Source organism: Microbacterium sp. NPDC091662, from assembly GCF_044756705.1.
Lineage (GTDB): Bacteria > Actinomycetota > Actinomycetes > Actinomycetales > Microbacteriaceae > Microbacterium.
In genome coordinates this window covers 2,687,363-2,714,326 of the sequence record NZ_JBIVTM010000001.1, presented here as the reverse complement: position 1 = coordinate 2,714,326, position 26,964 = coordinate 2,687,363, and the positions used below count along the sequence as shown (strand labels likewise).

Here is a 26,964-nt window from a genome sequence, read left to right as displayed (position 1 = left end):
CGGCGTCGAAACCGCAAGACGCCACGCCGGTAGACTGAAGCTGCCCCGCCGGCCCCTTCCTTTGGAGTGCGCGTGACCACCGCCCCTGCACCTTCCCACCAGCACGTCCCCGACTCCGTCGAGAACGCGATCGCGACGCCCGAGAAGGAGCAGCCGTACGCGGCCCTCGGACTCAAGCCCGACGAGTACGAGCGCATCAAGGAGATCCTCGGACGCCGCCCCACCTCGGGCGAGCTGGCGATGTACTCCGTCATGTGGAGCGAGCACTGCTCGTACAAGTCGTCGAAGAACTACCTCCGTCGCTTCGGCCAGAAGGTCTCCGACGAGATGAAGGAACGCCTGATGGTGGGCATGGGCCAGAACGCGGGCGTCGTCGACGTCGGCGAGGGCTGGGCCGTCACCTTCAAGGCCGAGTCGCACAACCACCCGTCGTTCATCGAGCCCTTCCAGGGTGCGGCGACCGGCGTCGGCGGCATCGTCCGCGACATCATCTCGATGGGCGCCCGCCCGGTCGCGGTCATGGACGCCCTGCGCTTCGGTGCGGTCGACCACCCCGACACCGCCCGCGTCGTGCACGGCGTGACCAGCGGCATCAGCTTCTACGGCAACTGCCTGGGCCTGCCGAACATCGGCGGCGAGACGGTCTTCGACGCCGTCTATCAGGCCAACCCGCTCGTGAACGCGCTCGCGGTGGGCGTGCTGCGTCACGAAGACCTCAAGCTCGCCAACGCGACCGGCGTCGGCAACAAGGTCGTCCTGTTCGGCGCGCGCACGGGTGGCGACGGCATCGGCGGTGCGAGCATCCTTGCCTCCGACTCCTTCGACTCCACCGGTCCGACCAAGCGCCCCGCGGTGCAGGTGGGCGACCCCTTCGCCGAGAAGGTGCTCATCGAGTGCTGCCTCGAGCTGTACCGCGGCGAGCTCGTCGAGGCGATCCAGGACCTCGGTGCCGCCGGCATCTCGTGCGCGACCAGCGAGCTCGCGGCCAACGGCAACAGCGGCATGAAGGTCTCGCTCGACAACGTGCTGCTGCGCGACCCCACGCTCACGGCAGAGGAGATCCTCATGTCGGAGTCGCAGGAGCGCATGATGGCGATCGTCGCGCCCGAGAAGCTCGACGCCTTCCTCGCGGTCGTGAACAAGTGGGAGGTCGAGACCTCCGTGCTCGGCGAGGTCACCGGTGACGGACGCCTCATCATCGACTGGCAGGGGGAGCGCATCGTCGACGTCGACCCCTCGACGGTCGCGGTCGACGGCCCCGTCTACGACCGCCCGGTCGCCTACCCGACCTGGATCGACGCCCTGCAGGCGGATGCCGCCGAGAACCTGCCCCGCGCGAACGACCCGGAGACGCTGCGCGAGCAGTTCCTGAACCTCGTCGCCTCGCCGAACCTCGCCGACACGAGCTGGATCACCAACCAGTACGACTACTACGTGCTCGGCAACACGGCCCTGAGCTTCCCCGACGACGCCGGCATGATCCGCGTCGACGAGGAATCCGGCCTCGGCTTCGCGGTCTCGACCGATGCCAACGGCCGCTACTGCCAGCTCGACCCGTACGCGGGCGCACAGCTGGCCCTCGCCGAGGCGTACCGCAACGTCGCCGTCACCGGTGCCGTGCCCACGGCGATCACCGACTGCCTGAACTTCGGCTCTCCCGAGAACCCCGAGGTCATGTGGCAGTTCGGTCAGACGGTCGACGGCCTCGCCGACGGCTGCTACGAGCTGGGCACCCCGGTCACCGGCGGCAACGTCTCGTTCTACAACCAGACCGGCGACGTGCCGATCCACCCGACCCCGCTCGTGGGTGTGCTCGGCATCATCGACGACGTCTCGCGCCGCATCCCCTCCGGATGGCAGGACGAGGGCCAGAACATCTACCTGCTCGGCACCACCTCGACCGAGCTCTCGGGCTCTGCCTGGGCAGAGGTCGTGCACCAGCACCTGGGCGGACTGCCGCCGAAGGTCGACCTCGCGGGCGAGAAGCGCCTCGCCGGTCTGCTCGCCGCGGCTCGCGACGAGTGGCTGATCTCCTCGGCGCACGACCTCTCCGAGGGAGGCCTCGCGCAGGCACTCGCCGAGGGCGTCATGCGTTTCGGCGTCGGAGCTCGCGTCTGGCTGAACGAGATCATCGAGCGCGACGGAGTGGATGCCGCATCCGCCCTGTTCTCCGAGTCGACCGGCCGCGTGATCGTGACCGTGCCGCGCGAAGACGACGTGAAGTTCCGCGGCCTCTGCGAAGGACGCGACTATCCGGTGATGCGCATCGGCGTGACCGACAGCGAGGGCGCGAAGCTCGAGGTGCAGGGCGTCTTCACCGTCTCGGCCGCCGAGCTTCGTGAGCGCTCGCAGGCCACCCTCCCGTCGTACTTCGGCCCGACGGTCACAGAGCAGGTCACCGCATGAGCGACGTCAGCCGGCAGAACCCGAACGACGAGGACTACGGCGACCTCGGCGAGAAGCGCAACCGGCGCATCCGCATCGTCGCCTGGACCGTCATCATCGCGCTCATCCTCGGCGGTGGCGGCGCGACCGTGCTGACGCTGCTCCTCGGCTGAAGCACACTCGAGCCGGCACGCCACCTCTCGACCGCTCCCTTCCGAAGGCGTACCCTCGGGCGGGAACGGAGGCACCATGAGCATCCAGCCCGTCGACGTGGCCCACGACGAAGACATCGAGGGGTACATCCTCGGCTCGCCCGTGAGCATCATGCGCGAGTTCATCGCAACTCCGGGGAGAGGGCCGCGTCTTCATCGTCATCCGTACGCCGAGACGTTCGTGATCCACCACGGCCGTGCGCTGTTCACGGTCGGCGAGGAGCAGGTTGTCGGCATCGGCGGGCAGATCCTCGTCGTCCCGGCGCTCGTCTCGCACCGGTTCGAGGTGCTCGACGGCGGGACCTACGAGGCGACGCACATCCACGCGAACGACCGATTCGTCACCGAATGGCTCGAGTGACGCGAGGTCTCAGCGGGTGAAGAGGTACCTCGTCAGCTCGATGATCCCGTCGGGTCCGTGGCTCTCACGTCCGAGCGATTCCACGATGATCGCGCCCAGGATCGCCCGGCCGATCTGCGCGATCGGGGCGTCTTCCGGCAGCTGACCGTCGCGGATCCCCCCGCGCAGCCGCTCGGACAGGTGCTGCTCGACCCCGAGGCTCGCCCCGAGGTGCGCACCGACCGCGGCGTCTTCGGCGGCGGCCGCGACCAGGGACTGCAGCAGCGCCTGGCCCTGCGTGCTCGCGAGGATCCCGAAGACCGACTGCAGCCAGGTCTCGACGTCGGCGAACAGGTCGCCTGTGTCTGGTACGACGAAGTCGACGGGGATGAGGCGGCCGTCCACGAGGCAGTCGGCGATCAGCGCTCCGCGCGACGGCCACCAGCGGTAGATGGTCTGCTTGCCAACCCCGGCTTCCTTGGCGATGCCCTCGATCGTGAGCCGGTCGTACCCCTGGGCATGGAACAGTCGGGAGGTCGCATCGAGGATCGCCTCGCGCGCCGCCGTGCTGCGCACGGGCCCGCTCCGATGCTCGTTGACCATGGACTCAGGATAGCCACAGATCTCTAGACGAGACGTGCCGTATGATCTTCGAGTCTGAAGGAGACCACTGTGGCATCACTGCTCTACCGTCTGGGTTCGTTCGCTGCGCGCAAGGCGTGGACGGTGATCGTCTCGTGGGTGCTGATCCTCGGTATCGGCGTCGGCGCCTTCCTCACCCTCGGCGGCACGCTGAGCAACAGCTTCGACATCCCCGGCACCGCCTCGGGCACGGTCATCGACGAACTCGCCGACAAGCTTCCGGACACCGCCGGCGGCACCGGCACGGTCGTCTACAAGACCGAAGACGGGTCGCCCTTCACCGACGAGCAGAAGAAGGAGATCTCCGCCCTCGCCGTGAGCGCCGAAGACCTCGACGGCGTCGCCCGCGTGATCGATCCGTTCGACGCGCAGACGCAGCAAGACGAGCAGGCGCAGAAGATCGCCGACGGCCAGACCCAGATCACCGACGGCCGCGCCCAGCTGGATGCCGCCCAGACCCAGCTCGACGACGGCCGCGCGCAGCTCGAAGCCGGTCTCACACAGCTCACGGCCGCCCGCACCCAGGCCGAGCAGTCCGGCGCGGGATCGGCACAGCTCGCGGCCCTCGACGCGCAGATCGCGGCAGTGAACGCCCAGCTGGCTCAGGTCGCAGCGCAGAGCGCCCAGCTCGACCAGGCCCGCATCACCCTCGACGACAACGCCGACCAGGCGGAGCTGGGCTCGACCCTCCTCGATCTCGCGGACGGCATCGGTGTGGTCTCCGAAGACGGATCGACCGCCATCGTCAACATCTCGTTCGTCGACCCGCGCCTCGAACTCTCCGAAGAGGTCAAGCAGGGCGCGATCGACCACTTCGAATCCGCTCCCATCGACGGCGTCGAGGTCGACTTCGGCACCGACATCGCACAGGGCGTCCCGGAGATCTTCGGCATCGGCGAGGCGGTCGGCCTCGCGTTCGCGGCGATCGTCCTCATCGTGATGCTCGGATCCCTCATCGCCGCCGCCCTCCCGATCGTCACCGCGATCGTGGGCGTGGGCGTCGGCGTCACGGCATCCCTCGCCTTCTCGGGCATCGTGAACATGGCCTCGGTGACCCCGGTGCTGGGTGTCATGCTCGGGCTCGCGGTCGGCATCGACTACTCGCTGTTCATCGTCAACCGGCACCGCAAGCAGCTGCTCGCCGGGGTGCCGGTACGCGAATCCATCGGCCTCGCCACGGGCACCTCCGGCACGGCGGTCGTGTTCGCCGGAACCACCGTGATCGTCGCGCTGCTCGCCCTCAACGTGACCGGCGTGCCCTTCCTCGGACTCATGGGCACGGTCGGCGCGGTCTGCGTCGCGGTGGCCGTGCTCGTCGCGATCACCCTCGCCCCCGCAATTCTCGGACTCGTCGGCACCCGCCTGCTCAGCCGGCGCGCGCGGGGCACGATCGGCCAGGAGCACGCTGCGGGCAAGCCCGTGAAGCGCATGTCGACCCTCCGCGCGATCGTCACCGCCCTCGTGAGCGTCGTCGCCCTGCTGATCATCGCGATCCCCGCCATGTCGATGCGCCTCGGGCTGCCCGACGGATCGAGCGAGCCGAGCGACTCCACCAGCTACCGTGCGTTCCAGACCGTCGACGAGCAGTTCGGCGAGGGCGCGAACGGACCGCTGCTGGTGACGGCGACCCTCGACGAGGCGGTCAGCGACGACGACCTGCTCTCCACGCAGGTCACGATCGCCCAGGCCATCGCCGACCAGGACGACGTGGTGGCCGTCGCGCCGATCGCGACGTCGGACGACAACACGCTGCTCGCGTTCCAGGTCGTGCCGAAGGAGGGGCCGAACAGCGCCTCGACCGAGAAGCTCGTGCAGGACCTGCGTTCGATGCCCGCGATCGGCGACGGCATCACCCTCGGCGTCGCGGGTCAGGCCGCGATCAACATCGACATCTCCGAGGCCCTGGCCGGAGTCCTGCCGCTGTACCTCGTGGTCGTGGTCGGGCTCTCGCTGCTCATCATGATCGTGGTGTTCCGGTCGCTGCTGGTGCCGATCATCGCGACCGGCGGGTTCGTGCTGTCCCTGTTCGCGACCTACGGGCTGATCGTGGCGGTGTTCCAGTTCGGCTGGGGCGCCGAGATCATCGGGCTGCACAGCACCGGGCCGATCCTCAGCTTCCTGCCCGTGATCCTCGTCGGCATCCTGTTCGGGCTCGCGATGGACTATCAGCTGTTCCTCGCCTCCGGCATGCGCGAGGCGTATGTGCACGGCGCCTCGGCGCGGGATGCCGTCGCCCAGGGCTTCCGTGCCGGCCGCTCGGTCGTGATCGCCGCCGCCCTCATCATGGTGTCGGTGTTCGGCGGGTTCATCTTCTCGGAGTCGACCATCATCCGCTCCATCGGCTTCGGACTCGCGTTCGGCGTGCTGCTCGACGCGTTCGTGGTGCGGATGCTGCTGATGCCGGCACTCATGCACCTGCTCGGACGCTCGGCCTGGTGGCTGCCGCGCTGGCTCGACCGCATCCTGCCGAACGTCGACATGGAGGGGGCGGCGCTCGAACGCGATCACCCCGGGATGAAGGCCGTGGCCGTGCCGACGACGACCGACTCGGTGCCGACGAGCCGCACCTCCGCCTGATCGGGAGCTCGGAGACACCTCGCCCGGCGGAGTTCTCCGTGTCGGGAGGAGGGTTCGGGGGCGAAACTTCCGCCCGACACGGAGTTCTCCGCCCGACACGGTGCCCCACACGGAGCACGACCCCGACGTCACCGGAGTTCTCCGCCCGACACAGTGCCCCACACGGAGCACGACCCCGGCGTCAGAGGCCATGTCTAGAGTGGGCGCATGACCGCCGACGCCCGGGAACGCCTGCTCGCGCTGCGCGCCCACGCCGAGGCACGGGTGCAGGCGACGGCGGTGACCCTCGATGAACTCACCCACGACCGCGCGGGCTCGAACGACGACGACGAGCACGACCCCGAGGGCGTCACCCTGTCGTCGGAGTGGTCCCGCCTGACCGGTCTCGCCGAAGCCGCAGCGTCTGAGCTGCACCAGGTCGACGAGGCACTGGCCCGCGTGGATGCCGGCACCTACGGAATCTGCGCCAACTGCGGTAAGCCGATCCCCGGCGGGCGCCTGGAGGCTCGACCGTTCGCGGAGTACTGCGTCGCCTGCGCCGAGAGACTCGGCCGATAAGCCCTGACGCGGGCGACGATCGCGAGTAGCATCCCACCCATGCCCATCACACTCGAGAACGTCGGCATCGCCGTCCGCGACCTGGAAGCCACCATCTCCTTCTTCACCGACCTGGGCCTCACGGTACTCGGCCGCGACGAGGTGAGCGGGGAGTGGGCATCGACCGCCGTCGGGCTCGACGGCAACCACGCCAAGATCGCGGTGCTGCAGACCCCCGACGGACACGGTCAGATCGAGCTGTTCGAGTACATCCACCCCGACGCGATCGAGACCGAGCCGACCCTGCCGAACGAGATCGGCATGCACCGCATCGCCTTCTCGGTCGACGACATCGACGAGTCCCTCGCCGTCGCCGCTCGCCACGGCTACCACTCGCTCCGCGGCGTCGCGAACTACCAGGACGTCTACAAGCTCACGTACCTGCGCGGCCCCAGCGGGATCCTGGTGATGTTCGCGCAAGACCTCACGAAGAGCTGAGGCCGGCGCCGACTACGATTCCTGTGTGGACAAGCAGACGACGACCGCCCTCCTGCGGACCGACTTCTACCCGGTGTTGAAGGCGCAGGGGTTCGCACGCACCGGAGACATCCTGCGCCGCGTCGACTCCCCCGTCGTGCACGTCGTGGAGGTCGTGCACCAACCGCGGCGCGGGGTGTTCCGCGTCGACCTGGGCGTGCACCTCACGCTGCTCGGCGACGTGTCGCACCATGCGATCGATCCGGCGAAGATCCGCGGGGCCGACTGCGCCTGGCGGTCATCGATCATCCCGGGCTTCCGCAACGACCACGACCCCGACTTCGTCTACGGCTCGACTCCCGAGGAAGCGTCCGAGTCGGTCGCGTTCCTGGTCTCCGAGTGGGACCGGCAGTCGAGCGCGTTCTTCGGTCCCCTGACCCGCTGGCCGGAGGACTTCCACGAGGCCGCGTGCGCGGCGGTCGCCGATCCACCGCACCCCGCACATCTGCTCACCTGGGCCCGGGTCGCGGCGCTGGTCGGCGACGTCGACCTCGCTCACCGCTGTGCCGAGGTCGCCCTCCCGAGCGTCCCCGAGCGCGCGACCGGACTGCGCGAGAACCTGGAAGCGATCCTCCGCGATCCGCGGACCGCGGTACCGCAGCTGCGCTGACGCCGGTCAGACGGTCGCAACGGCCTCGGCGATCGCCGCACCCAGCTCGGCCGTCGTGGCTGTGCCACCGAGGTCGGGCGTGAACGGCGCCGTATCCGCTCCCCTCGCCAACACGTCTTCGATCGCGGCGAGCACGGCGGCACCGGCCTCCTCGAAGCCGAGGTGCTCGAGCATCATGGCCCCGCACCAGATCTGACCGATCGGGTTCGCGATGCCCTTGCCCGCGATATCGGGCGCCGAACCGTGCACGGGCTCGAACAGGCTGGGGAAGAGCCCCTCGGGGTTGATGTTGGCGCTGGGCGCGATGCCGATCGTGCCGGTGCAGGCCGGCCCCAGGTCGGAGAGGATGTCGCCGAACAGGTTGCTCGCCACCACCACGTCGAACCAGTCGGGGTGCAGCACGAAGTTCGCCGTGAGGATGTCGATGTGGAACTGGTCGCGCCGCACGTCGGGGTAGTCGGCACCGACCGCGGCGACCCGCTCGTCCCAGTAGGGCATCGAGATCGAGATGCCGTTGCTCTTGGTGGCAGAGGTGAGGTGCTTCGCCTCGCGCCTCTGGGCCAGGTCGTAGGCGTAACGCAGCACCCGGTCGACACCGGTGCGGGTCATCACGGTCTCCTGCAGCACGAACTCGCGATCGGTGCCCTCGAACATCCGCCCGCCGATCGAGGAGTACTCCCCCTCGGTGTTCTCGCGCACGACGTAGAAGTCGATGTCGCCCGGCGCACGGCCCGCCAGCGGCGAGACGACTCCGGGCATGAGCCGCACCGGCCGCAGGTTCACGTACTGGTCGAACGCCCGGCGGAACTGGATGAGGCTTCCCCACAGGCTGACATGGTCGGGCACCACGTCGGGCCAGCCGACCGCACCGAAGAAGATCGCGTCGAAGCCGCGCAGGGTCTCGAACCAGTCGTCCGGCAGCATCTGTCCGTGCTGCTGCCAGTAGGCGGCACTCGCGAAGTCGAACTCCTCGAACTCGAGCGCGATGTCGAAGCGGGCAGCCGCGGCCCGCAGCACGCGCAGCCCTTCGGGCATGACCTCGGTGCCGATGCCGTCTCCGGCGATCACGGCGATGCGGTGGGTGGTCGTCATGGGGTTTCCTTCCGGTGGGGCTTTCGAATCGCGCAACTGGTCGCAAACCGCAGCGAAATGGGACCATCTGCGCGATTCGAAAGCTCAGAGGACGTCACGCTCGGCGGGGTGGTGGCAGGCGACTCGGTGCGAGTCACCGGGGGCGGCGATTGCGGGTTCGGCGAGCTCGGGCACGACCTCGGCGCAGATCTCGGTGGCCTTCCAGCAGCGGGTGCGGAAGCGGCACCCGCTCGGAGGCGACACCGGGCTCGGCACGTCGCCGGTCAGCACGATGCGCTCCCGCGCGCGCTCTGCCCGCGGGTCGGGCACCGGGATGGCGGAGAGCAGCGCCTGGGTGTACGGATGCAGCGGCCGCTCGTACAGCTCGTCGACCGGCCCCTCCTCCACCAGCTTCCCGAGGTACATGACCCCGACCCGGTCGCTGAGGTGCCGCACCACCGAGAGGTCGTGCGCGATGAAGAGGTAGGTGAGTCCGAGGTCGCGCTGCAGGTCGTCGAGCAGGTTGAGCACGCCGGCCTGCACGCTGACGTCGAGCGCACTGACCGGCTCGTCGAGCACGATCACCTCGGGTTCGACGGCGAGGGCCCTGGCGATCCCGAGTCGCTGCCGCTGTCCGCCCGAGAACTCATGCGGGAAGCGGTCGGCGTGCGCGGGGTTGAGCCCGACCTGCGCGAGCAGCTCTTCGACGCGGCGGTCATGGTCTCCACGGTGCAGACCGTGGATCACGAGGGGCTCGGTGAGCGTGGCCCGCACCGACTTGCGCGGGTTCAGCGAGGCGTACGGGTCCTGGAACACGAACTGCACTCGCCGGCGCAGTGCCCGCAGTCGCGAGCCCTCGACCCCCGTGATGTCGTCGTCGCCGAGCCGGATGGAACCGCCGTCGCTGGGCTGCAGCCGCGCGACGCTGCGCCCGAGCGACGACTTGCCGCAGCCGCTCTCGCCCACGAGCCCGAACGTCTGTCCACCCTCGATGGACAGACTCACATCCGACACCGCCTGCACCACATCGCGCGTGCGGCCGAACAGCCCGCCGCCGATGCGGTACTCCTTGACGAGATTCTGCACGGTGAGGCCGGTGCTGCGCACCGAGCCGCTCGTGACGGAACTGCTCATGATGCCGCCTCCTTCTGCCACTCGTCGACGCGCACGCACGCCGCCGTATGGCCGTCACCGACCGCGATCGGCTCCGGCACGGCCACGTCGCAGCGTCCGACCACCGCGTGCGCACATCGCGGCGCGAAGCGGCATCCGACCGGCCAGGCCGTCGCCACCGGGGGTTGTCCGGCGATCTGGTACAGCCGTTCGTCGCGCGACGCCCGGCGGTCGATGCGCGGCAGCGAGGCCAGCAGACCCGCGGTGTAGGGGTGGGCGGTCTCGTAGAACAGCGGATCGACATCGGCCGTCTCCACCAGGCCGCCCGCGTACATCACGAGCACGCGATCGGCGGTGCCGGCCACGACCCCGAGATCGTGCGTGATCAACAGCACCGTGGTGCCGGTGCGGCGCTGCACCTCGCGCAGCACCTCGAGCACCTGCGCCTGCACCGTCACGTCGAGCGCGGTCGTGGGTTCGTCGGCGATCAGCAGGTCGGGCTCGTTGGCGATGCTCATCGCGATCATGACGCGCTGCCGCATGCCGCCGGAGAACTCGTGCGGATAGCGGTCGACGCGCAGTTCGGGCGACGGGATGCCGACCAGGTCGAGCAGCTCGATCGCCCTGGCGCGACGCTCGGCCGCGGTCGACTCCGGCGTGTGTACCCGCACGGCTTCGACCAGTTGCTCTCCCACGCGCATGACGGGGTTGAGCGCGGTCAGCGCATCCTGGAACACGATCGCGATGTCCTTGCCGCGGATCTCTCGCAGCTCGTCGTCCGCGAGTCCGACCAGTTCTTTGCCGCGGAACCTGATCGACCCGGTGACGACGGCCTTCTTGGGCAGCAGTCCCATGATCGCCATCGCGGTCATGGACTTGCCCGAACCCGATTCGCCCACGATCCCGACGGTCTCGCCCTCGTGCAGCACGAAGGAGACGCCCTCGACGGCCTTCGCGAGTCCCGCGTCGGTCGGGAAGCTGATCGACACGTCCTCGACCTCGAGGAGCACGGCACGGGTGTTCACGTCGGCGGCGCTCACAGGTTCTTTCCCTGCGGGTCGAGCGCATCGCGCAGTCCGTCTCCGATGAAGTTCACGCAGAGCACCGTCACGAGGATGAAGAGGCCGGGGAAGTACAGCAGGTACACCTGGGGCGTGCCGACGTAGCCGGCCGCCTGACTGAGCATCGACCCCCAGCTGGTCTGCGGCGGCTGCACCCCGAACCCGAGGAAGCTGAGCGTCGACTCGGCGATGATCGAGGATGCCACGGCCAGGCTCATCGCGACGGCGATGACGCCTGCGAGGTTCGGCAGCAGGTGCGAGATCACGATGCGAGGGCCGGAGGCGCCGATGCCCCTGGCCGCGTCGATGAAGTCCTTCTCCCGCAGCGACAGCACCTGTGCCCGCACCACGCGGGCGATGTAGGTCCATCCGAGTGCCGTGAGCGCCAGCACGATGGTGGTCGGAGAGGGTCCGAGGCCCTGCAGGATCACCGCGAGGAGCGCGATCGCCGGCACGATCAGGAACAGGTCGGTGATGCGCATGATGAGCTCGCCGATCCACCCGCCCACATAACCCGCGATCGCGCCGAGCGCGGTGCCGACGACCGTGGCGAGCAGCGCGACCGCGAGTCCGATCGCGAGCGACACCTGCCCGGCGAACAGGATCTCGCTGAGGTAGTCGCGGCCCAGCTCGTCGGTGCCGAGCCAGTGCTCGGGCGAGGGAGCCGTCGGCCCGAGCAGCAGATCCTGCTGCCCCTGCGCATACGGCGCGATCAGCCCGGCACCGAAGCACGCGATCAGCAGGATCACCAGCACGATCAGGCTCACGACGCCGAGCCGGTGCCGGAGGAAGCCCTTCAGCAGTTGACGGGTGGGCGCCTTCTGCGGATCCTGCTCCGACAGCAGCTCCTCACTCCCGGCGATGCCTGCACCGCTCATGACAGCCTCACTCTCGGGTCGAGCACCGCGTAGGCGATGTCGGCGATCAGGTTGCAGAGGACGACCGCGACGGCGACCACGAGCATCCACGGCAGCAGGACGAACACGTCACCCGCGACGAGCGACTGCAGGAAGAGCCGCCCCATGCCGGGGATCGCGAAGATCTGCTCGGTGACGACGAGCCCGCCGATCAGGATCGCGGCGTCGAGCGCGACGACCGTGACGAACGGAGCCATCGAGTTGCGCACCGCGTGCTTCCAGATGACCTGGCGCCGGGGAACGCCCTTCGCCCGTGCGGTGCGCACATAGTCGCTCGACAGGGCATCGAGCATGGCAGCCCGCCCGAACCGGCTCCACGACGCGACGAGCGCGATCATGAGGGCGGCCACCGGAAGCACGAGGTGGCGGATGTAGTCGAGCACCCCGGTCTGTCCGGGAGAGTTCAACCCGATGAAGAACAGCGGCGGCTCGCTGAGCCCGAACGCCTCCTTCGGCCAGACCGCGAAGGTCTGGATGAGGATCAGCCCGAACCAGAAGGCGGGCATCGCGATGCCGATGTACGAGGCCCCGGTGAGCAGGTTGTCGCCGAGGGAGTACTGCCGCACGGCGGAGTAGACGCTGATGCCCCCGGCAATGAGGATCGCGACCAGCAGCCCCCAGAACGCGAGCTGCAGCGTGGGCCACAGCGCCTCCCCGATCAACGGCAGCACAGGGGTGCCGGTGCGGGTGCTCACGCCCCAGTCCCCGGTGACCATCGCCCGCAGCCAGAGGAAGTACTGCTCGGGGATCGACCGATCGAGTCCGAGCCGTTCCACCTCGCGGGCGAGCGCCGTCGGATCCTGCGCCAGGCGCAGCTTCGCGAGCGGATCGAATGTCGCCCTGACCGCCCAGAACAGGATGAACGAGGCGACGAGGATGACCGGCACCGAATACAGCACCCGTCGTGTGATGAAGGTGATCACGTCGTCGCCTCGTTCCTGTCCTGACTGCCGAACCCGAGCGGCCTCAGCCGGCCAGGCCCCACTCGGCGAGGTTCCAGAACGGACCCTCGACCGGGTTGATCTGCAGCGGACCGCCGACCTTGTCGCTCCACAGCAGCACGTTGGGCACGGTGTCCAGCGGGAGAGACGGCACGTTCTCGGCGATCAGCGCGTCGGCGTCGTGCGACGCGGAGATGCGAGCATCGGTGTCGAGTTCGCTGTCGACCTGGCCGAGCAGGTCGTCGAGACCGGGGATGTTCGTGCGGTAGAAGTTGATGCCGGAGAAGCCGTTGGCCTCGCCCGGGATGTTGACCGAGGAGAACGTCGAGCTGAGCGTGGGGTCCGGGAAGGTGTCCACGAGCGCCCAGAGTCCGGCCTGGAAGTCGCCCTGCGGGGCGATCGTGCCGAACAGGTCGGCCGGAGTCACCTGGTCGATGGTCATCTCGAATCCGGCATCCTTCAACTGCGACTGCAGCACCTGCACCGTGAGGTCACGGCGCTTGTTGCCGGCCAGGGTCTTGATCGAGAACGTGGCCGTCTCGCCGCCCTTCGCCCAGACGCCGTCGGAGTTCTTCGCCCATCCGTCGCTCTTCATGAGCTCATCGACCTTGTCGAGGTCGAGCGTGTACTCGGAGAAGTCGTCGGCGGCGAACGGCGCGACCATCGGGGTGTTGAAGCTCTGCTGGGCCTTGTCGATGCCGAGGCTGCCGAACAGGCGCTTCACGATGGCGTCGCGGTCGATCGAATAGGCGAGCGCCTGACGCACCGGGACCGAATCGAAGGGGGCGACGGCGTTGTTCAGCCAGATCGCCTCGAGGTTGCCGCTGCGGGCGTCGACCTGAGACTTGATTCCGGGGAGCCCCGCCTCGATCTGGGTGAGGGCGTCGAGCTGCGGCGACGGGTACAGCGCGCTGACCTGTCCGCTCTTGAGCGCCTGGAACGCCGCCGTCGTGTCGGGCAGGAACAGGAAGGTGACCTTGTCGAGGTGCGGCTTCTCACCCCAGTAGTTCTCGTTCGGGACCAGCGTGACCGAGGTGCCGCGGGTCCACTTCTCGATCTTCCACGGGCCGCCGCTGAAGTCGTAGCCGTCCGACATCAGCGCGCTGCGGTCCTTGCCGTCGAGCAGGTGCGCCGGCATCAGGCCGTAGACGCTGAACAGCGTGCGCCACCCGGCGTACGCCGAGCTCAGGTTCACCACGACCTTCTGCGGGTCGCTCGCATCGATCGATGCGATGCGGTCGTAGCCGGTCTTGTCGAAGATGTCGTCGCCGTCACGGATCTGCAGTGCGGTGTACTCGAAGTCCGCCGAGGTGATGGGCTCGCCGTCGGACCACACGGCGTCGGGGTTGATCGAGTACGTGATGGTCTGGGTGCCGTCGTCGGCGACCTCGGCCACCGGTTCCTCGGTGACGAGGTCGGAGGGCACAGGCACCCACTCCTCGTCGACCTGACGCGTCTGGAAGACACCGGGCAGGGTCGGGGTCTGCATGATGTAGCTGCCCCAGATGGAGCCCGCGCAGGTGGCGATCCAGTCGGCGCAGTCCGGCTCCTGCTCGGCGCCGATCACGAGTTCCCCACCGTCGACGACGGCGACATCGCTGGGTTCGGGAGTCGAGTTCGATGTGGTGCAGGCGGTGAGCGAGCCGACGAGCGCGGTGACGGCGAGCGCGGCGACGAGTACGCGACGGGATGAGGGTACGACGGTGCGAAGGGGTGATTTCGACATGGACGGATCTCCAGTGATCGAGCGACTGAGGGGGCAGTGCGAACGTGCTGTCGTGCGGGTAGTGGTCTGACTCTAGAGCCGACCGGAGGAGATAGCAAGCACTTTAGTCAATGTTCGTGACTAGGAGTGAGATCAGTGCTGTCCCAGCGCTCTCCGGCGAGCGTGCGGAGGGCCAGTTCGTGCATGCGGCGCTGATCGTGAGCAGCCCCGTTGAGCCCTGTCGGCTCGTGGCCGCCCTCGAAGATCTCCAGCACGGCGTCGCCACCGCGGGCGCGCAGCCGGTCGACGTAGCCCTGCACGCCCACGACTGGAGTGCGGGTGTCGATCGAGCCCTGGTTGACCCAGACGGATGCCGTGACGTCGTCGAGGTACGAGATGGCCGAGAAGCGCTCCACGAGCTCCGGCGGCACCCACGAGCTCCAGACCGTGCGGACCGCGGGGTTCATGGCGTCGATGGTCACCGACCAGTCGGCGACCGCGACGTGGGCGAGCCCTCCGGCGAACAGCTCGGGGAGCCTCCCGACGCTCAGCAGCGTCATGTGTCCGCCGTATGAGGCACCCGTGACGAAGGTCGAGGCGGGGTCGGCGAGACCCTGCTCGCGCAGCCAGGCGATCGCGGCGGAGACATCCTCGATCTCCCGGTCGCCACCCGCGTTCCAGAAGCCCTCGCGGAAAGCACGACCGAAGGTCACGGAGCCGCGGTAGTTCAGCGAGGCGTAGGCGAAGCCGGCATCGATCCAGGCCTGGGCGGAGGGGTTGTAGGCATCGACGGCCACGAGCATCGGTCCGCCATGGATCTCGAGCACGGTGCCGAGCGACTCGCGTCCCGCGGGACGCCCCGACCACAGCTGCACGCGGGTACCGTCGGCGCTCGTCACGAGGGTCGACGTGAGCGGCTGCCCCGGCGGCACGGCCGCGGGCGCGATCAGCACGGTCTCGACGCCGTCGGACGCGACCTCGGTCACGTGGATCGGCACGTCCCAGCTCGAGCGCAGGGCGCGGACGGCACCGTCGGGCGCGTAGTAGGACGTCCAGTAGAACGGATGCAGGTTGGCGATGTCCGGCTCGGCGAAGCTCCCCCCTTCGAGCACCGTAGGCACAGAACCGTCAGCCTCGTCGAGTTCGATCAGACGGTGGATACCGCCGTCGACATGCAGGGCGAGGATGCGGCCGCCCGCGGCGTTCCAGTCGAGGGCGATCACCTCTCCGGCGAGGTCGGGCAGGTCGAAGTCGTGTCGTTCCCCGGTGCGCGGGTTCCAGACCGCCGGCCGCGAGAAGCCGCCGCGCTCGGTGTTGAGCAGCAGCCGGTCGTCGCCGGTGACCGAGGAGAACCGCACGGCGCGGATCGGGCCGTCGGGCAGATCGTCGAGCGTGGCGACGGTGTCGCCGGTCACACCGTCGACCACCGTGATCAGAGGACGACGGATGCCGGGGTTGTGGTCCGTCGTGTCGATCGACACGAGCGAGGCGTCGGCGGCCGGAAGTCCGAACCACGCCTCGACGGGATTCGAGTAGACGACCCGCGGCTCGCCCCAGGGGGATGCGGGGATCACCAGCACGTGGAAGCCCTCCTCGTCGACCACCGTGGCCACCAGGGCGGAGCCGTCGAACGACATCGCGAGCCCGCGGAGCACGTAGGGGTCGCGTCCCGGGGTGAGCTCGACGCGCTCGGAGCCGTCGGCGGATGTCGCGACGAGGGTGCCGACCTCGGAGCCGCCGCCGTCGTCGAGATCGACGATCCATCGTCCGTCGTTCGTGACGATCGCGCCCATGCTCACGGCGAACGGCAGAAGTGCACCCGGTGCTTCCGGCGCATGCCAGAGGCGACCGCGCGCGCCCTCGGGGTGGTTCTCGACCACGAGGGCGCGGTCGACCGGGCCGACGGACGGGCGCACGGTCAGGAGGTACGGAACCGCAAAGCGCTCATCGAGCGTCTCGGTCGTGGATTCTTCCGGGGTGTGCAGCATCCTTGCTCTCTCCTCGTCGTCGCCAATGGCGTTGACTATAACACTGGCTAACGTCGTTTGGACAGGGCCATCACATTGTCGATGACGCTGACAGACACCGTGACGAGGGTGAGGTACCGTGATCTCTGCGTGACCGATACCGGTGACGAGCGAACGGAGGAACTCGATGGCGACTCGGAAGACCGCGGAATCGGCGAAGACGCCTGCACGCGCGAAGAGCACCACCACCGCACGCCCCCGGCGCGCACGAGACTCACTCAGTCGGGAGATCATCGTCGCAGCTGCCGACCGGGTGGTGGAGCGCGAAGGCCTCGACCGCCTCACGTTCCAGGCGATCGGCGAAGAGCTCGGCGCGCACCCCACGTCGATCTACCGCCACTTCCGCGACAAGGACGAGCTGCTCCTCGCCCTCATCGACACCCTCCGCGCCCGCTCGTACAGCGGCGCGATGGTGCGCACCGACGACTGGCTCGCCGACCTGCGCACGCAGGCGCACCTGATCCACGACCACTACATGCGCTACCCCGAGTTCGCGCTGCAGATGGCGCTGCGCCGCCCGACCGACCTCTCCTCGATGGAGTACTCGATCGGCGCACTGCGCCGCGGCGGGTTCGACCGGGAGCAGGCGACGCTCTACGCACGCGCACTCGGCCAGCTGATCCGCTCGGCCTCCAGCATCCAGGCCGCTCTCACCGCTCTTCCCGCCGACGTGCAGGATGCCGACGAGCTCACCTGGCAGATGGACCTGCGCAAGATCGACGCCGAGGAGTTCCCCGAGATCGCCTGGGCCGGCGAGGTGCTTCCCGATGTGCGGGACCCACGAGCCTGGGAGACCGCGCTCGACCTGCTTCTCGAGAGCATCGCCCGCCACGCCCCCGGCACCTGAGACCGCGCCTGTCGGGGCCTGAGCACGCACCTGTCGGGGCCTGAGCACGCACCTGTCGGGCGGAGAACTCGCTCTCGAGCGGAGGAATCTCGGGTAAGGAGTCCGCCCCACAGGGAGAACTCCTCCCGACGAGAGAGGTGGCACGCGCCTCAGTGCACGCGAGCGGCCGCCAGCTCGTCGAGCATCCCGGTGAGCAGATCGATCCGCTCCACCATCGAGTCGACCGAGACCCACTCGTGGTCGGCATGAGCGCCGGCTCCGCGGGGTCCGAGTCCGTCGAGCGTGCGCGCCCCGACCGCGGCGGTGAAGTTGCCGTCCGAGGCTCCACCAGCCGACACGGCCTCGACCTCGGCATGCCCCAGGCGCCCCGCGACGAGCCGCGCACAGGCGAGCAGCTCCGCGGACGAGCTCTCCTCCATCGGCGGGCGGTTGATGCCGCCGATGACCTCGACGCTCACGCCGTCGGTGTGCGGATCGAGGCGCTGCATCTCGGCATCCACCCGTTCCAGCTCGTCGAGCGTCCAGGCGCGCACATCGACGCGCACCTCGGCATGCTCGGGGATGACGTTGGTCACGGTGCCGGCTCGCGCGACGGTCGGGCTGACGGTGGTGCCGCGCTCGTCGTCGGCGAGGTCGGGCAGGGCGAGCACGTGGTGCGCGAGCTCGGTGAGGGCACTGCGCCCCTTCCACGGTTCGAGTCCGGCGTGAGCGGCCCTGCCGGTGAGCTCGACCCGGTAGATGCTGCCCCCGCGGCGGGCGATCTTCAGGGCTCCGTCGAGGCTCGGCTCCAGCACCAGTACGGTGCCGGTACGCGCAGCCTCCCGCTCGATCAGGGCGCGCGAGGTGAGCGAGCCGACCTCCTCGTCGCTCGTGAGCAGCACAGCCACCTCACCGGGGTTCGCGACGCGGGCGAGCGCGGCGGCCATGATGACGATGCCCGCCTTCATGTCGAAGACGCCGGGGCCGGTGGCGGTATCGCCCTCGAGGCGGAAGGGCCGGTCGACAGTGGTGCCCTTCGGGAAGACCGTGTCGAGATGGCCGAGCAGCAGCACCGAGGGGGCAGGCCCGCCCGACCAGAGCAGGTGGTCCACGCCGTCGACGGTCTCGATCGTCCCGGGTTCGCCCACCACGGGATCGAGCCACTCCCGTACCAGCCGCTGCGCAGCCGCGAGGCCCGCCGCATCGCCGGTGGGGGTCTCGATCGAGACGAGTGCGTCGAGACGCTCGATCGCCTGTGCACGTGCGGTCATGCGGCCACCTCCGTGGTGAGAAACGAGCGGAGGGCGGAGGCTGTGGCCTGCGGCGCCTCTTCCGCGAGATAGTGATCGGCCGCGATCGACGCCCCGGTCACCCCCGGAGCGAACGGCGCCCAGGTCGCGAGCACGTCGAAGTTGCGGCCCACGTAGCTGTGCTCACCCCAGAGCGCGAGCACCGGGATGTCGAGGGTGCGTCCGGCCTCGCGGTCGGCGCGGTCGTGTTCGAGGTCGATGCCCGCGGCGGCACGATAGTCGGCACCAGAGGCGTGTACGGTGTCGACGTCGAAGCAGCGCAGGTACTCGTCGTACGCATCAGGCAGCGCGTCGCCGTCGTATCGACGTCCGGTGAAGCGGCTGCGCAACCAGGTCTCGCGGTCGGCGGAGATGAGCGCCTCCGGCAGCCCGTCGCTGCGGGCCAGGAAGAACCAGTGGAAGTAGGCGGTCGCCATCTCGCGGTCGACGTTTTCGAACATGTGCAGCGTCGGCACGATGTCGAGCACTGCGAGCGCAGTGACGGCATCCGGATGATCCAGCGCCAGGCGGTGACCGACCCGCCCTCCGCGGTCGTGCCCGACCACGGCGAACCTGCCGAGGCCGAGCTCGCGCATGAGGGCGATCTGATCGGCGGCCATCGCGCGCTTGGCATAGCTCGCGCCGCGGGGCTTGGCGGAGTCGCCGTAGCCGCGCAGGTCAGCGGTCACGACGGTGTGGTCACGCGCCAGGTCGTCGGCGACGTCGTTCCACATCGCCTTCGTCTCCGGATACCCGTGCAGGAGCAGCACGGCCGACCCCGAACCGCGCACCTCGGCCGCGATCTCGGTGCCGTCGCAATCGATCGTCAGCGACGTGCGGGGTGTGGTCATCATCGTCCAACTCTCCGATCCAGCATGCAAGTCAGTTGCGTTGACTATATCAATGACCAAGTATTTCGGAAGCCCCGCACCCGCCTTCCTCCGCCCCGGTCGCACTTTCTGCCGCCTGCCGCATCCGAAAGCGACCAAAAGTGCGACCGGAAGGTGAGAACCCGGGAGTTCGTGCGAGCCCACCGAGAAGTAGGCTGAACGCATCATGCAAGAGTTCTTCCAGTGGGCGGGCAACTTCTGGTGGCTCATCTTCCCGATCATGGGAATGGCCGGCGGGGCCGCGAAGGCGTGGGAGCGGGGCTCCAAACGCCGTCACGAGCGACGCCTCGAGACGCTCAAGGTCAAGGCGCAGCTGAAGACCGCCGAGATCGAGGCCCGTGCTCTGACCCAGCAGGCCAAGCGCCGCGGACCCTCCGTCGTCGACACCACGGCATCCGTCGCGCCGAACGATCTGGTCGCGCGCCTGTTCACCGAGCACGATGAGATCACCGCGCGGTGGCTCGACTACGAACTCGACGTCGCGAAGCTCATCGCCTTCCCCGCCATGAGCGACGGACGCCAGCCCCTGACCGCCGCTTTCCTGCGCGCGAAGAAGACGGCGGATGCGCTGCGTCCGTCCTCTGCCGACGCCAAGGTGTCCGAGCAGCAGGTCACGGAGTACCTGCAGGCCGTCGGCGACTACGCGGTGGCGTTCGAGATCGCCGAGAAGGATGCCAGACGCCTGCGCGATTCCACGTTCACCGAGCCGGAGCGCAAGCGGCTCGACCGCGCACAGCAGCTGCTGAAGGTCGCGGTCGACGAGTCGGCCACCCAGGCCGAGCGCAACGTCGCCTACAAGCGTGTGCGCGAAGAGCTCGACGGCCTCATCCTGCTCTCCGACGAGGCGGTCACGGTGCTCGAGAAGCAGGTGGCCCGCGAGATCTCCGCCCCGGCCGAGCCGTCGGCATCCCCTGCGCCCACCGCCCCGGAGTCCGCCGCCCCAGCGACCTCCACCCCGGAGCCCGAGCGGATCAAGCTGCCCCGTCGCGACGATCAGTCCTGACGCGCGACCACACCCGCGGGTTCCCCCCGCACCCCGTCCATCCGGACGAACGACGACGGAGGCATTGCTGCAGTGATCACTCGGTTCGAAGAGCTCGACTGGCAGGCCACCCCGATCGGCGACCTCACCCTGCGCAGGCGCACGGAGCCGGCGGTGGGACAGGAGATCTACGAGGTCAAGCTCGGCGACGAGTACCTGATGTCGAGCCTGTTCACGGTGGCGGAGGAAGAGCTCGCGGATCTGGGCCTGGCTGCGGTCGCGGGCGAGGGCCTCTCGGTGCTGGTCGGCGGGCTCGGGCTCGGATACACCGCTGTCGCGGCGCTGCGGGACGCACGTGTGACGTCACTCACGGTGATCGACCGCCTGGGCGCCGTGATCGGGTGGCACGAGCGCACGCTGCTCCCGGTGTCGGCCGAACTCGTCGGCGACGCGCGCACGACTCTGGTCGAAGACGACTTCTTCGCGGTCATGCGGTCGGCACCCGCAGAGGGGCAGGGGGGATACTCGGCCATCCTTCTCGACGTCGACCACTCGCCGCGTCACCAGCTCGACCCGACACACGCCGACCTGTACGACGCCGCCGGGCTGCGTGCACTCGATCGGCATCTCGCCGCCGACGGCATCTTCGCGCTGTGGTCGGATGACCCGCCCGACGACGACTTCATGGTCGAGCTGAACGCCGTGTTCGATGACGCGGTCGCTCATGTCGTCGACTTCACGAATGCCGTCACCGGGGGAATGTCGTCGAACACCGTGTACGTCGCGCGCAGTCGCGGTGAGCACGGCGCCTCCGAGGCCGCCGCCCTGCCGCACGCCGGCGAGGACGCATGACCCCCGAGAACGTCACCGGACCCGTCGCGCATCACGCCGAAGGCCCCATCTGGTCGCCGGGGTGGGGCGGGCTGCGCTGGGTCGACGGGGAGGCCGGCGACCTGCTCGCACTGCGCCCCGACGGCGTGACCCGTCAGCACATCGACGACGAGTACCTCGCGTTCGCCCGTCCCCGTTCCGGCGGAGGGCTCGTGGCCGTCGGGGCGCGCACCCTGTATCTGGCCGACGATGTCGACGGTGAGGTGCGGGCCGTGGCCTCGCTGGGCACTGATCCGCAGGTGCGCATGAACGACGGATGCTGCGATCCTCGCGGCCGCCTGCTCGCAGGTTCCATGGCCTACGACGCGGCCCCGGACGCCGGAACCGTGCTGCGGGTCGGTGCCGACCTCACCGTGACGACGGTGCTGCCGCAGACGACGGTATCGAACGGCATCGGATTCTCGCCCGACGCCAGGCGGGCCTACTACGTCGACACCCTGACCCATCGCATCGATGTGTTCGATGTGGTCGAGGGCGAGCTGCGAGGACGCCGCGCCTTCGCCCGCCTCCCGCACGAGCAGGGGCTGCCGGACGGCCTCACCGTCGCCGCCGACGGCAGTGTCTGGGTGGCTCTGTGGGACGGGAGCGCTGTGCACGGCTACGACGCGACCGGCGCCTTGGTCGCGCGCATCGAGCTGCCGGTGCCGAAGGTGACCGCGTGCACGTTCGGTGACGATGACCTCGGCACGCTCTACATCACGACGTCGGCGCAGGGTCTTGGCGCCGATCACGGCACCGAGGCGGGTTCGGTGTTCGCCGTGCGACCGGGCGTGCACGGCATGCCCGTGACACCGTTCGCCGGCTGAGACCCTGGATCCCGACGACCTCTGCCCGAGGCACGGTGCACTCAGCGAAAGGAACCGTGCCCCGGGCACAGGCCGCCGGGTGGGACGCGTCGCTCAGCCGAGGTGCACCCGCTCGGTGCGCTGGTGCTGGTGGCCGAGGCCCTCGATCTCGATGGTCATCTCGTCGCCGTCCTGCAAGTACGGGAACCGGCCGGACAGCGCGACGCCCTGCGGGGTGCCGGTGTTGATCACGTCACCGGGCTCGAGCACCAGATACTGACTCAGCTCGTGCACGATCTGCAGCACGGGGAAGATCATGTCGGCGGTCGACGAGTCCTGCCGCGCCTCACCGTTCACGAAGGACCGCAGCCGCAGCGCCTGCGGATCGAGCTCGTCGGCGGGGACGAGCGCGGGCCCCAGCGGGTTGAACGTCTCGGAGCACTTGCCCTTCGACCATTGCCCGCCTGACACGTCGAGCTGGTACGCGCGCTCGGACACGTCGTTCGAGATCGTGTAGCCGGCGATGACATCGCGTGCGGCCTCCGGTGACGACAGGTAGCGCGCCGTCTTGCCGATCACGATCGCCAGTTCGACCTCCCAGTCGACCTTCTCGGCGCCGGGCGGCAACAGCACGACGTCGTTCGGACCGACGACCGTATTCGGATGCTTGAAGAAGATCACCGGATGCTCGGGCGGCTCCGATCCCGACTCGGCCGCGTGGGCTGCGTAATTCTGCCCGATGCAGACCACCGCGGTGGGGCGGGCGACCGGGGCGCCGATGCGCAGCCCGTCGACGTCGGCGGTGGGGAGCTCGCCGCGACCGAGGGCTTCGCGCACACGGGCGATGCCGTCGGCCGCGAGGAACGCGCCGTCGATCTCGGTGGTGAGAGATGCGAGGTCGTAGGCGACACCGCCCTCACGGACGTAAGGACGTTCGTGGCCGGCGCGGCCGAGTCGCAGGAGTTCCATTTCGGTCCTTCGGTCAGCGCGCGGCGGCGTAGGTCGGGTTGACGATCGGCACGGACTCCCCGGCGCGGTGGCGGATGACGTTCTCGGCCGCGTGCACGGGAAGATCCGCCAGCGCCTCGGGCGAGTACCAGGCGGCGTGCGGGGTGAGCAGCACGCTGTCGAGATCACGCAGCGGGGAGTCTGCGGCGAGCGGCTCGCCGGCGAACACGTCGAGGGCGGCAGCACCCACGTGTCCGGAGTGGAGCGAGGCGGCGAGCGCCTCCTCGTCGATGAGCGGGCCACGGCAGGTGTTCACCACGACCGCTCCCGGCTTCATGGTCGCGAGGGCGGCCGCGTCGATCAGGTGGCGGGTGTCGTCGGTCAACGGCACGTGGAGGGTGAGGATGTCGGCCTGCGCCACAGCATCCGGGATCTCGACGAGTTCGCAGTCGGCCTCGCGCACCGCGTCGCCGGAGGCGTACGGGTCGGCGACCAGCACGCGGAACCCCAGCGCGCGGCAGCCACGGGCCACCATCGAGCCGATGCGGCCGAAGCCGAGCACCGAGACCGTCGTGGCCGAGGGGCGTACGGCGAGCGGGCGGGCGTCGACGGCCTTCCAGGTGCCTGCGCGCACCGCGCGGTCGTAGGCGGGGAGGCCGCGGGCCTGGGTCATGATCATCGCGATCGTGTGCGCGGCGACCTCTTCGATGCAATAGTTCGGGGTGTTCGCGACCGCGATGCCCCGGGCGGTGGCCGCTTCGACGTCGACCATGTCGTAGCCGATGCCGACGCGGCTGATGATGCGCAGGTTCGGCATGCGGTCCATCACCTCGCCGGTGATCTGCGCCCACTGCACGACCAGGCCCTCGGCGTCGGAGCCGAGAGCGGCGATGTCGTCAAGGCTTCCCGAGGCGGCGCGCTCGGCACGCAGCCCCGCCCGCCGGAGGGTGTCTTCGATGACAGTTCCCGGCAGGTCGCAGTCGCTGACGAGGATCAATGGCGTGGTCATGGGTGCGATGCTATAGCATCTAGCAGTCTGTTGCACGGCGTGGGCGTGGGGCGTGGGGGCACGGGCGGGCGCGGGGGCACGAGGCACAGGCAGGCACGGGCGAAAACCCAGATGAACCGGTCGCACGTAGGCGCGTCGCGCCTCAACACGCCGCGGGCGTCGCAGGTGGTCTCCGTTTTCGCCTCGGCACCCGGGCGCCGCCTGCCCGACAGCTGAGAAATTTGCTATAGCATCGAATCCATGACTCGTCGTGCACTGATCACGGGCGCCAGTTCCGGTATCGGAACCGCCGCCGCTCTCGAACTCGCCCGCGAAGGTGCCGCCCTCTGGATCACGTATGCCGGACGAGAAGCCGAGGCCGTACGCATCGCCGAGGAGTGCCGCGCTGCCGGGTCGCCCGAGGTGCACGTGTCGCGCCTCGACCTGCGTGAACGCGCATCGATCGACGCGCTGATCGAGGAGATCACGGCCGCGTGGGGATCCCTCCATGTGCTCGTCAACAACGGCGGCGTCTGCCCGTACACGCCCTACGACGACATCGAGTTCGACGAGTGGGACATGGTCCTCGAAACCAATGCACGCGGCACGTTCTTCCTTACCCGCGGCGCTCTCCCGCTGCTCCGGGCCGCCGAGGGTGACCGCTCTGTGATCAACATCGCCTCGATCGCCGGCCAGGTCGGCGCGTTGCAGACCGGCATCCACTACGCCGCGAGCAAGGGAGCTATCCTCGCGATCACCCGCAGCTTCGCGCGGCACCTCGCTTCCGAGGGCATCCGCGTCAACGCCGTCACGCCCGGACCCGTCGCGAGCGCGATCACCGACCAGCTGCAGGGTGCAGGGCGCGAAAAGCTCGAAGCCGGCATCCCGCTCGGCGCGTTCGGACAGCCGGAAGACGTCGCCTGGATCATTGCATCACTCGCTTCGGAGCGGGCCCGGTTCATCACCGGTGCCACCTACGACGTCAACGGAGGAGTTCGCATTGACTGACCGCACCGCCCTCGACCGCTCCGCCCTCGATACCGTGCAGGCGCAGCTCGACGCGTTCAACGCACACGACCTCGATGCGTTCGTCGCGACCTACGCCGCCGATGCCGTGATCACCGGGGTCGCCGCCGAGCCCGTGATCGGCTCCGTCGCGATCCGCGCGTTCTACGAGCCTCGGCTGCAGAACCCCGAGCTGTCATGCGTGATCGAGACCAGCGTGCTGTTCGGCACCCGGTGGGTCGTCGCGCAGGAGCAGGTCATCAACGCGGGCATCGCCACCGAGACCATCGCGACCTTTGACGTCGTGGACGGGCTGATCGCCCGGGCGTCGATGCTCAAGGCCTGACGCGGGGCGTCGCGGGAAGAGATCTCCCTGTCGGGAGGCGATCTCCCTGTCGGGAGGAGCCCTCCTACTGAGGAGTCCTTCCGACAGGGAGCTTTCCTCCCCACACGGTGCGGCTCACTCGTGCTCGGGCAGGATCGGCGACGACCAACCGGGGTCGCTGCCGAGTTGCGCCGCTCGTGAGACTGAAGTCGCGCCGTAGCGGTCGCGCAGGGTGTCGAGCACGGTGTCGAGGCGGGCTTCGTCACCCCAGTCGATCGGCAGCTCGGGCTGCACGCGATCGGCGCGGTCGAGCTGCGACAGCGAGATGCCGATCAGGGTGATGCCACGGTCGGTGATCTCAGCCCGCGCTGCGCTGAGCAGCATGCGGGCGACGGTCAGCAGCACGGCGGTGCGATCGGTCGGTGCACGGAGCGAGCGGGAACGGGTCGCCTTCGAGAAGTCGCCGAAGCGCAGACGCAGCACGACCGTGCGGCAGACGCGGTCGCCATCGCGGAGGCGGCGAGCGAGACGGTCGACGATCTGCGTGAGGATGAGGTCGAGTTCCTCAGCGGAGCGGAGGCGCGTGCCCAGAGCACGTTGCGATCCGATCGACCCACGGCGACGCGTGGTGTCGACAGGCCGCGGATCCCGCAGACGAGCGAGCGCGTGCACGTGCGCCCCCGTGGCCTTGCCCAGCATCCGCTCGGCGGTGGCGGCCTCCAGCTCGGCCAGCTCTCCGACCGTACGGATGCCGTAGCGGTGCAGCTTCTCGGCCGTCACCGCACCCACACCCCACAGGCGCTCCACCGGGAGGGGAAGCAGGAACTCCTCCTCGCGCTCGGGCTCGACGACCAACAGGCCGTCGGGTTTGCTCACGGCGCTGGCGACCTTGGCGAGGAACTTCGTGCGTGCGACCCCGACCGAGATGGCGAGCCCCGCCTCCGCTCGCACGCGTTCACGCAGCCGTGCCGCGATCTGCTCGGGACTGCCGGCGATGCGCCTCAGCCCTCCGACCTCGAGGAACGCCTCGTCGATCGACAGCCCCTCCACGAGCGGGGTGGTGTCGCGGAAGATCGCGAACACGTTCTTGCTGGCGGCCGAGTACGCCTCCATGCGGGGCGGGACGACGACGGCATCCGGACAGAGCTCCCGCGCCTGCCGCCCTCCCATGGCGGTGCGCACACCGCGCGCCTTCGCCTCGTAACTCGCGGCCAGCACCACCCCACCACCGACGATGACGGGACGGCCGCGCAGTTCGGGCGCATCGCGCTGCTCGACCGACGCGTAGAACGCATCGAGGTCGGCGTGCAGCACCGTCGCTCCCCCACGCATCCCGTTCTCCTGTCGACGTGCGGATCGT

General features: G+C 69.2%; 26 protein-coding genes. 13 read left to right on the top strand and 13 right to left on the bottom strand.

The annotated features are described in order from the left end of the window. Positions 1-72: 72 nt before the first annotated feature. From purL to ACIQLD_RS13205, 3 genes are all read left to right on the top strand, one after another. Positions 73-2,406 carry a phosphoribosylformylglycinamidine synthase subunit PurL gene (purL, locus tag ACIQLD_RS13215; protein ID WP_402608438.1) on the top strand — a complete coding sequence of 778 codons (2,334 nt, stop codon included), beginning with the start codon at positions 73-75 and terminating at the stop codon, positions 2,404-2,406. Continuing rightward, positions 2,403-2,558 carry a hypothetical protein gene (locus ACIQLD_RS13210; protein WP_168441047.1) on the top strand — a complete coding sequence of 52 codons (156 nt, stop codon included), beginning with the start codon at positions 2,403-2,405 and terminating at the stop codon, positions 2,556-2,558. The genes purL and ACIQLD_RS13210 overlap by 4 nt, the downstream gene beginning before the upstream one ends. Positions 2,559-2,634: 76 nt before the next feature. Further along, positions 2,635-2,958, top strand: a complete 324-nt coding sequence (locus tag ACIQLD_RS13205) for a cupin domain-containing protein (protein ID WP_402608437.1) — start codon at positions 2,635-2,637, stop codon at positions 2,956-2,958. Between the two features lie 9 nt (positions 2,959-2,967). Here the strand turns inward: ACIQLD_RS13205 and ACIQLD_RS13200 are convergent, their stop codons facing one another. After that, positions 2,968-3,540: a TetR/AcrR family transcriptional regulator gene (locus ACIQLD_RS13200; RefSeq protein WP_402608436.1), complete on the bottom strand. Its 573-nt coding sequence runs from the start codon at positions 3,538-3,540 to the stop codon at positions 2,968-2,970. 69 nt (positions 3,541-3,609) lie between these two features. Between ACIQLD_RS13200 and ACIQLD_RS13195 the strand changes: the two genes are divergently transcribed. From ACIQLD_RS13195 to ACIQLD_RS13180, 4 genes are all read left to right on the top strand, one after another. Beyond that, positions 3,610-6,156, top strand: coding sequence for an MMPL family transporter (locus tag ACIQLD_RS13195; RefSeq protein WP_402608435.1), 2,547 nt, complete (start codon positions 3,610-3,612; stop codon positions 6,154-6,156). A 207-nt stretch (positions 6,157-6,363) separates the two neighbouring features. Then, the gene (locus tag ACIQLD_RS13190; protein WP_402608434.1) at positions 6,364-6,714 is read left to right on the top strand and encodes a TraR/DksA family transcriptional regulator; all 351 of its coding nucleotides are present in this window, start codon (positions 6,364-6,366) and stop codon (positions 6,712-6,714) included. 39 nt (positions 6,715-6,753) lie between these two features. Continuing rightward, positions 6,754-7,191 (top strand): VOC family protein, encoded by a 438-nt coding sequence (locus ACIQLD_RS13185; RefSeq protein WP_402608433.1) that lies wholly within the window; start codon positions 6,754-6,756, stop codon positions 7,189-7,191. Between the two features lie 25 nt (positions 7,192-7,216). After that, positions 7,217-7,840: a hypothetical protein gene (locus tag ACIQLD_RS13180; RefSeq protein WP_402608432.1), complete on the top strand. Its 624-nt coding sequence runs from the start codon at positions 7,217-7,219 to the stop codon at positions 7,838-7,840. A gap of 6 nt (positions 7,841-7,846) precedes the next feature. Here the strand turns inward: ACIQLD_RS13180 and ACIQLD_RS13175 are convergent, their stop codons facing one another. The 7 genes from ACIQLD_RS13175 to ACIQLD_RS13145 form a co-directional block, all read right to left on the bottom strand. Then, on the bottom strand, positions 7,847-8,932 hold the full coding sequence (locus ACIQLD_RS13175) for a tartrate dehydrogenase (protein WP_402608431.1): 1,086 nt from the start codon (positions 8,930-8,932) through the stop codon (positions 7,847-7,849). A gap of 84 nt (positions 8,933-9,016) precedes the next feature. Continuing rightward, complete coding sequence (locus tag ACIQLD_RS13170; RefSeq protein WP_402608430.1) at positions 9,017-10,045, bottom strand: ABC transporter ATP-binding protein; 1,029 nt, start codon at positions 10,043-10,045, stop codon at positions 9,017-9,019. Then, on the bottom strand, positions 10,042-11,064 hold the full coding sequence (locus ACIQLD_RS13165; RefSeq protein WP_402608429.1) for an ABC transporter ATP-binding protein: 1,023 nt from the start codon (positions 11,062-11,064) through the stop codon (positions 10,042-10,044). Before ACIQLD_RS13165 ends, ACIQLD_RS13170 begins: the two co-directional genes overlap by 4 nt. Next, complete coding sequence (locus tag ACIQLD_RS13160) at positions 11,061-11,963, bottom strand: ABC transporter permease (protein ID WP_402608428.1); 903 nt, start codon at positions 11,961-11,963, stop codon at positions 11,061-11,063. The genes ACIQLD_RS13165 and ACIQLD_RS13160 overlap by 4 nt, the downstream gene beginning before the upstream one ends. Next, entirely contained in the window at positions 11,960-12,925 is a 966-nt protein-coding gene (locus ACIQLD_RS13155) for an ABC transporter permease (RefSeq protein ID WP_402608427.1), read from the bottom strand. Before ACIQLD_RS13155 ends, ACIQLD_RS13160 begins: the two co-directional genes overlap by 4 nt. A 43-nt stretch (positions 12,926-12,968) precedes the next feature. Continuing rightward, positions 12,969-14,669 carry a peptide ABC transporter substrate-binding protein gene (locus tag ACIQLD_RS13150; protein ID WP_402608426.1) on the bottom strand — a complete coding sequence of 567 codons (1,701 nt, stop codon included), beginning with the start codon at positions 14,667-14,669 and terminating at the stop codon, positions 12,969-12,971. A gap of 107 nt (positions 14,670-14,776) precedes the next feature. Continuing rightward, the gene (locus tag ACIQLD_RS13145) at positions 14,777-16,636 is read right to left on the bottom strand and encodes an alpha/beta hydrolase family protein (RefSeq protein WP_402608425.1); all 1,860 of its coding nucleotides are present in this window, start codon (positions 16,634-16,636) and stop codon (positions 14,777-14,779) included. Positions 16,637-16,802: 166 nt separating this feature from the next. Between ACIQLD_RS13145 and ACIQLD_RS13140 the strand changes: the two genes are divergently transcribed. Further along, a complete protein-coding gene (locus ACIQLD_RS13140; protein WP_402608424.1) occupies positions 16,803-17,522 on the top strand; it encodes a TetR/AcrR family transcriptional regulator in 720 nt (239 codons plus the stop codon). A gap of 149 nt (positions 17,523-17,671) precedes the next feature. On the opposite strand, the gene ACIQLD_RS13135 is transcribed toward ACIQLD_RS13140, so the two are convergent. Beyond that, on the bottom strand, positions 17,672-18,772 hold the full coding sequence (locus ACIQLD_RS13135) for a M20 family metallopeptidase (protein WP_402608423.1): 1,101 nt from the start codon (positions 18,770-18,772) through the stop codon (positions 17,672-17,674). Further along, positions 18,769-19,644, bottom strand: coding sequence for an alpha/beta fold hydrolase (locus ACIQLD_RS13130; protein ID WP_402608422.1), 876 nt, complete (start codon positions 19,642-19,644; stop codon positions 18,769-18,771). Before ACIQLD_RS13130 ends, ACIQLD_RS13135 begins: the two co-directional genes overlap by 4 nt. Positions 19,645-19,846: 202 nt before the next feature. Here ACIQLD_RS13130 and ACIQLD_RS13125 point away from each other — a divergent pair, with 202 nt between their 5' ends. From ACIQLD_RS13125 to ACIQLD_RS13115, 3 genes are all read left to right on the top strand, one after another. Beyond that, positions 19,847-20,683, top strand: coding sequence for a hypothetical protein (locus ACIQLD_RS13125; protein WP_402608421.1), 837 nt, complete (start codon positions 19,847-19,849; stop codon positions 20,681-20,683). A gap of 72 nt (positions 20,684-20,755) precedes the next feature. Next, a complete protein-coding gene (locus tag ACIQLD_RS13120; protein WP_402608420.1) occupies positions 20,756-21,514 on the top strand; it encodes a spermidine synthase in 759 nt (252 codons plus the stop codon). Then, on the top strand, positions 21,511-22,359 hold the full coding sequence (locus ACIQLD_RS13115; protein WP_402608419.1) for an SMP-30/gluconolactonase/LRE family protein: 849 nt from the start codon (positions 21,511-21,513) through the stop codon (positions 22,357-22,359). Before ACIQLD_RS13120 ends, ACIQLD_RS13115 begins: the two co-directional genes overlap by 4 nt. Before the next feature lie 93 nt (positions 22,360-22,452). On the opposite strand, the gene ACIQLD_RS13110 is transcribed toward ACIQLD_RS13115, so the two are convergent. Further along, positions 22,453-23,307: a fumarylacetoacetate hydrolase family protein gene (locus ACIQLD_RS13110; RefSeq protein ID WP_402608418.1), complete on the bottom strand. Its 855-nt coding sequence runs from the start codon at positions 23,305-23,307 to the stop codon at positions 22,453-22,455. 13 nt (positions 23,308-23,320) lie between these two features. Further along, a complete protein-coding gene (locus ACIQLD_RS13105) occupies positions 23,321-24,295 on the bottom strand; it encodes a C-terminal binding protein (protein WP_402608417.1) in 975 nt (324 codons plus the stop codon). A gap of 240 nt (positions 24,296-24,535) precedes the next feature. Between ACIQLD_RS13105 and ACIQLD_RS13100 the strand changes: the two genes are divergently transcribed. Next, positions 24,536-25,282: an SDR family NAD(P)-dependent oxidoreductase gene (locus tag ACIQLD_RS13100; RefSeq protein WP_402608416.1), complete on the top strand. Its 747-nt coding sequence runs from the start codon at positions 24,536-24,538 to the stop codon at positions 25,280-25,282. Beyond that, positions 25,275-25,625, top strand: coding sequence for a nuclear transport factor 2 family protein (locus ACIQLD_RS13095; protein WP_402608415.1), 351 nt, complete (start codon positions 25,275-25,277; stop codon positions 25,623-25,625). The genes ACIQLD_RS13100 and ACIQLD_RS13095 overlap by 8 nt, the downstream gene beginning before the upstream one ends. A gap of 114 nt (positions 25,626-25,739) precedes the next feature. On the opposite strand, the gene dinB is transcribed toward ACIQLD_RS13095, so the two are convergent. Beyond that, the gene (gene dinB, locus ACIQLD_RS13090) at positions 25,740-26,936 is read right to left on the bottom strand and encodes a DNA polymerase IV (RefSeq protein ID WP_402608414.1); all 1,197 of its coding nucleotides are present in this window, start codon (positions 26,934-26,936) and stop codon (positions 25,740-25,742) included. Positions 26,937-26,964: the final 28 nt, after the last annotated feature.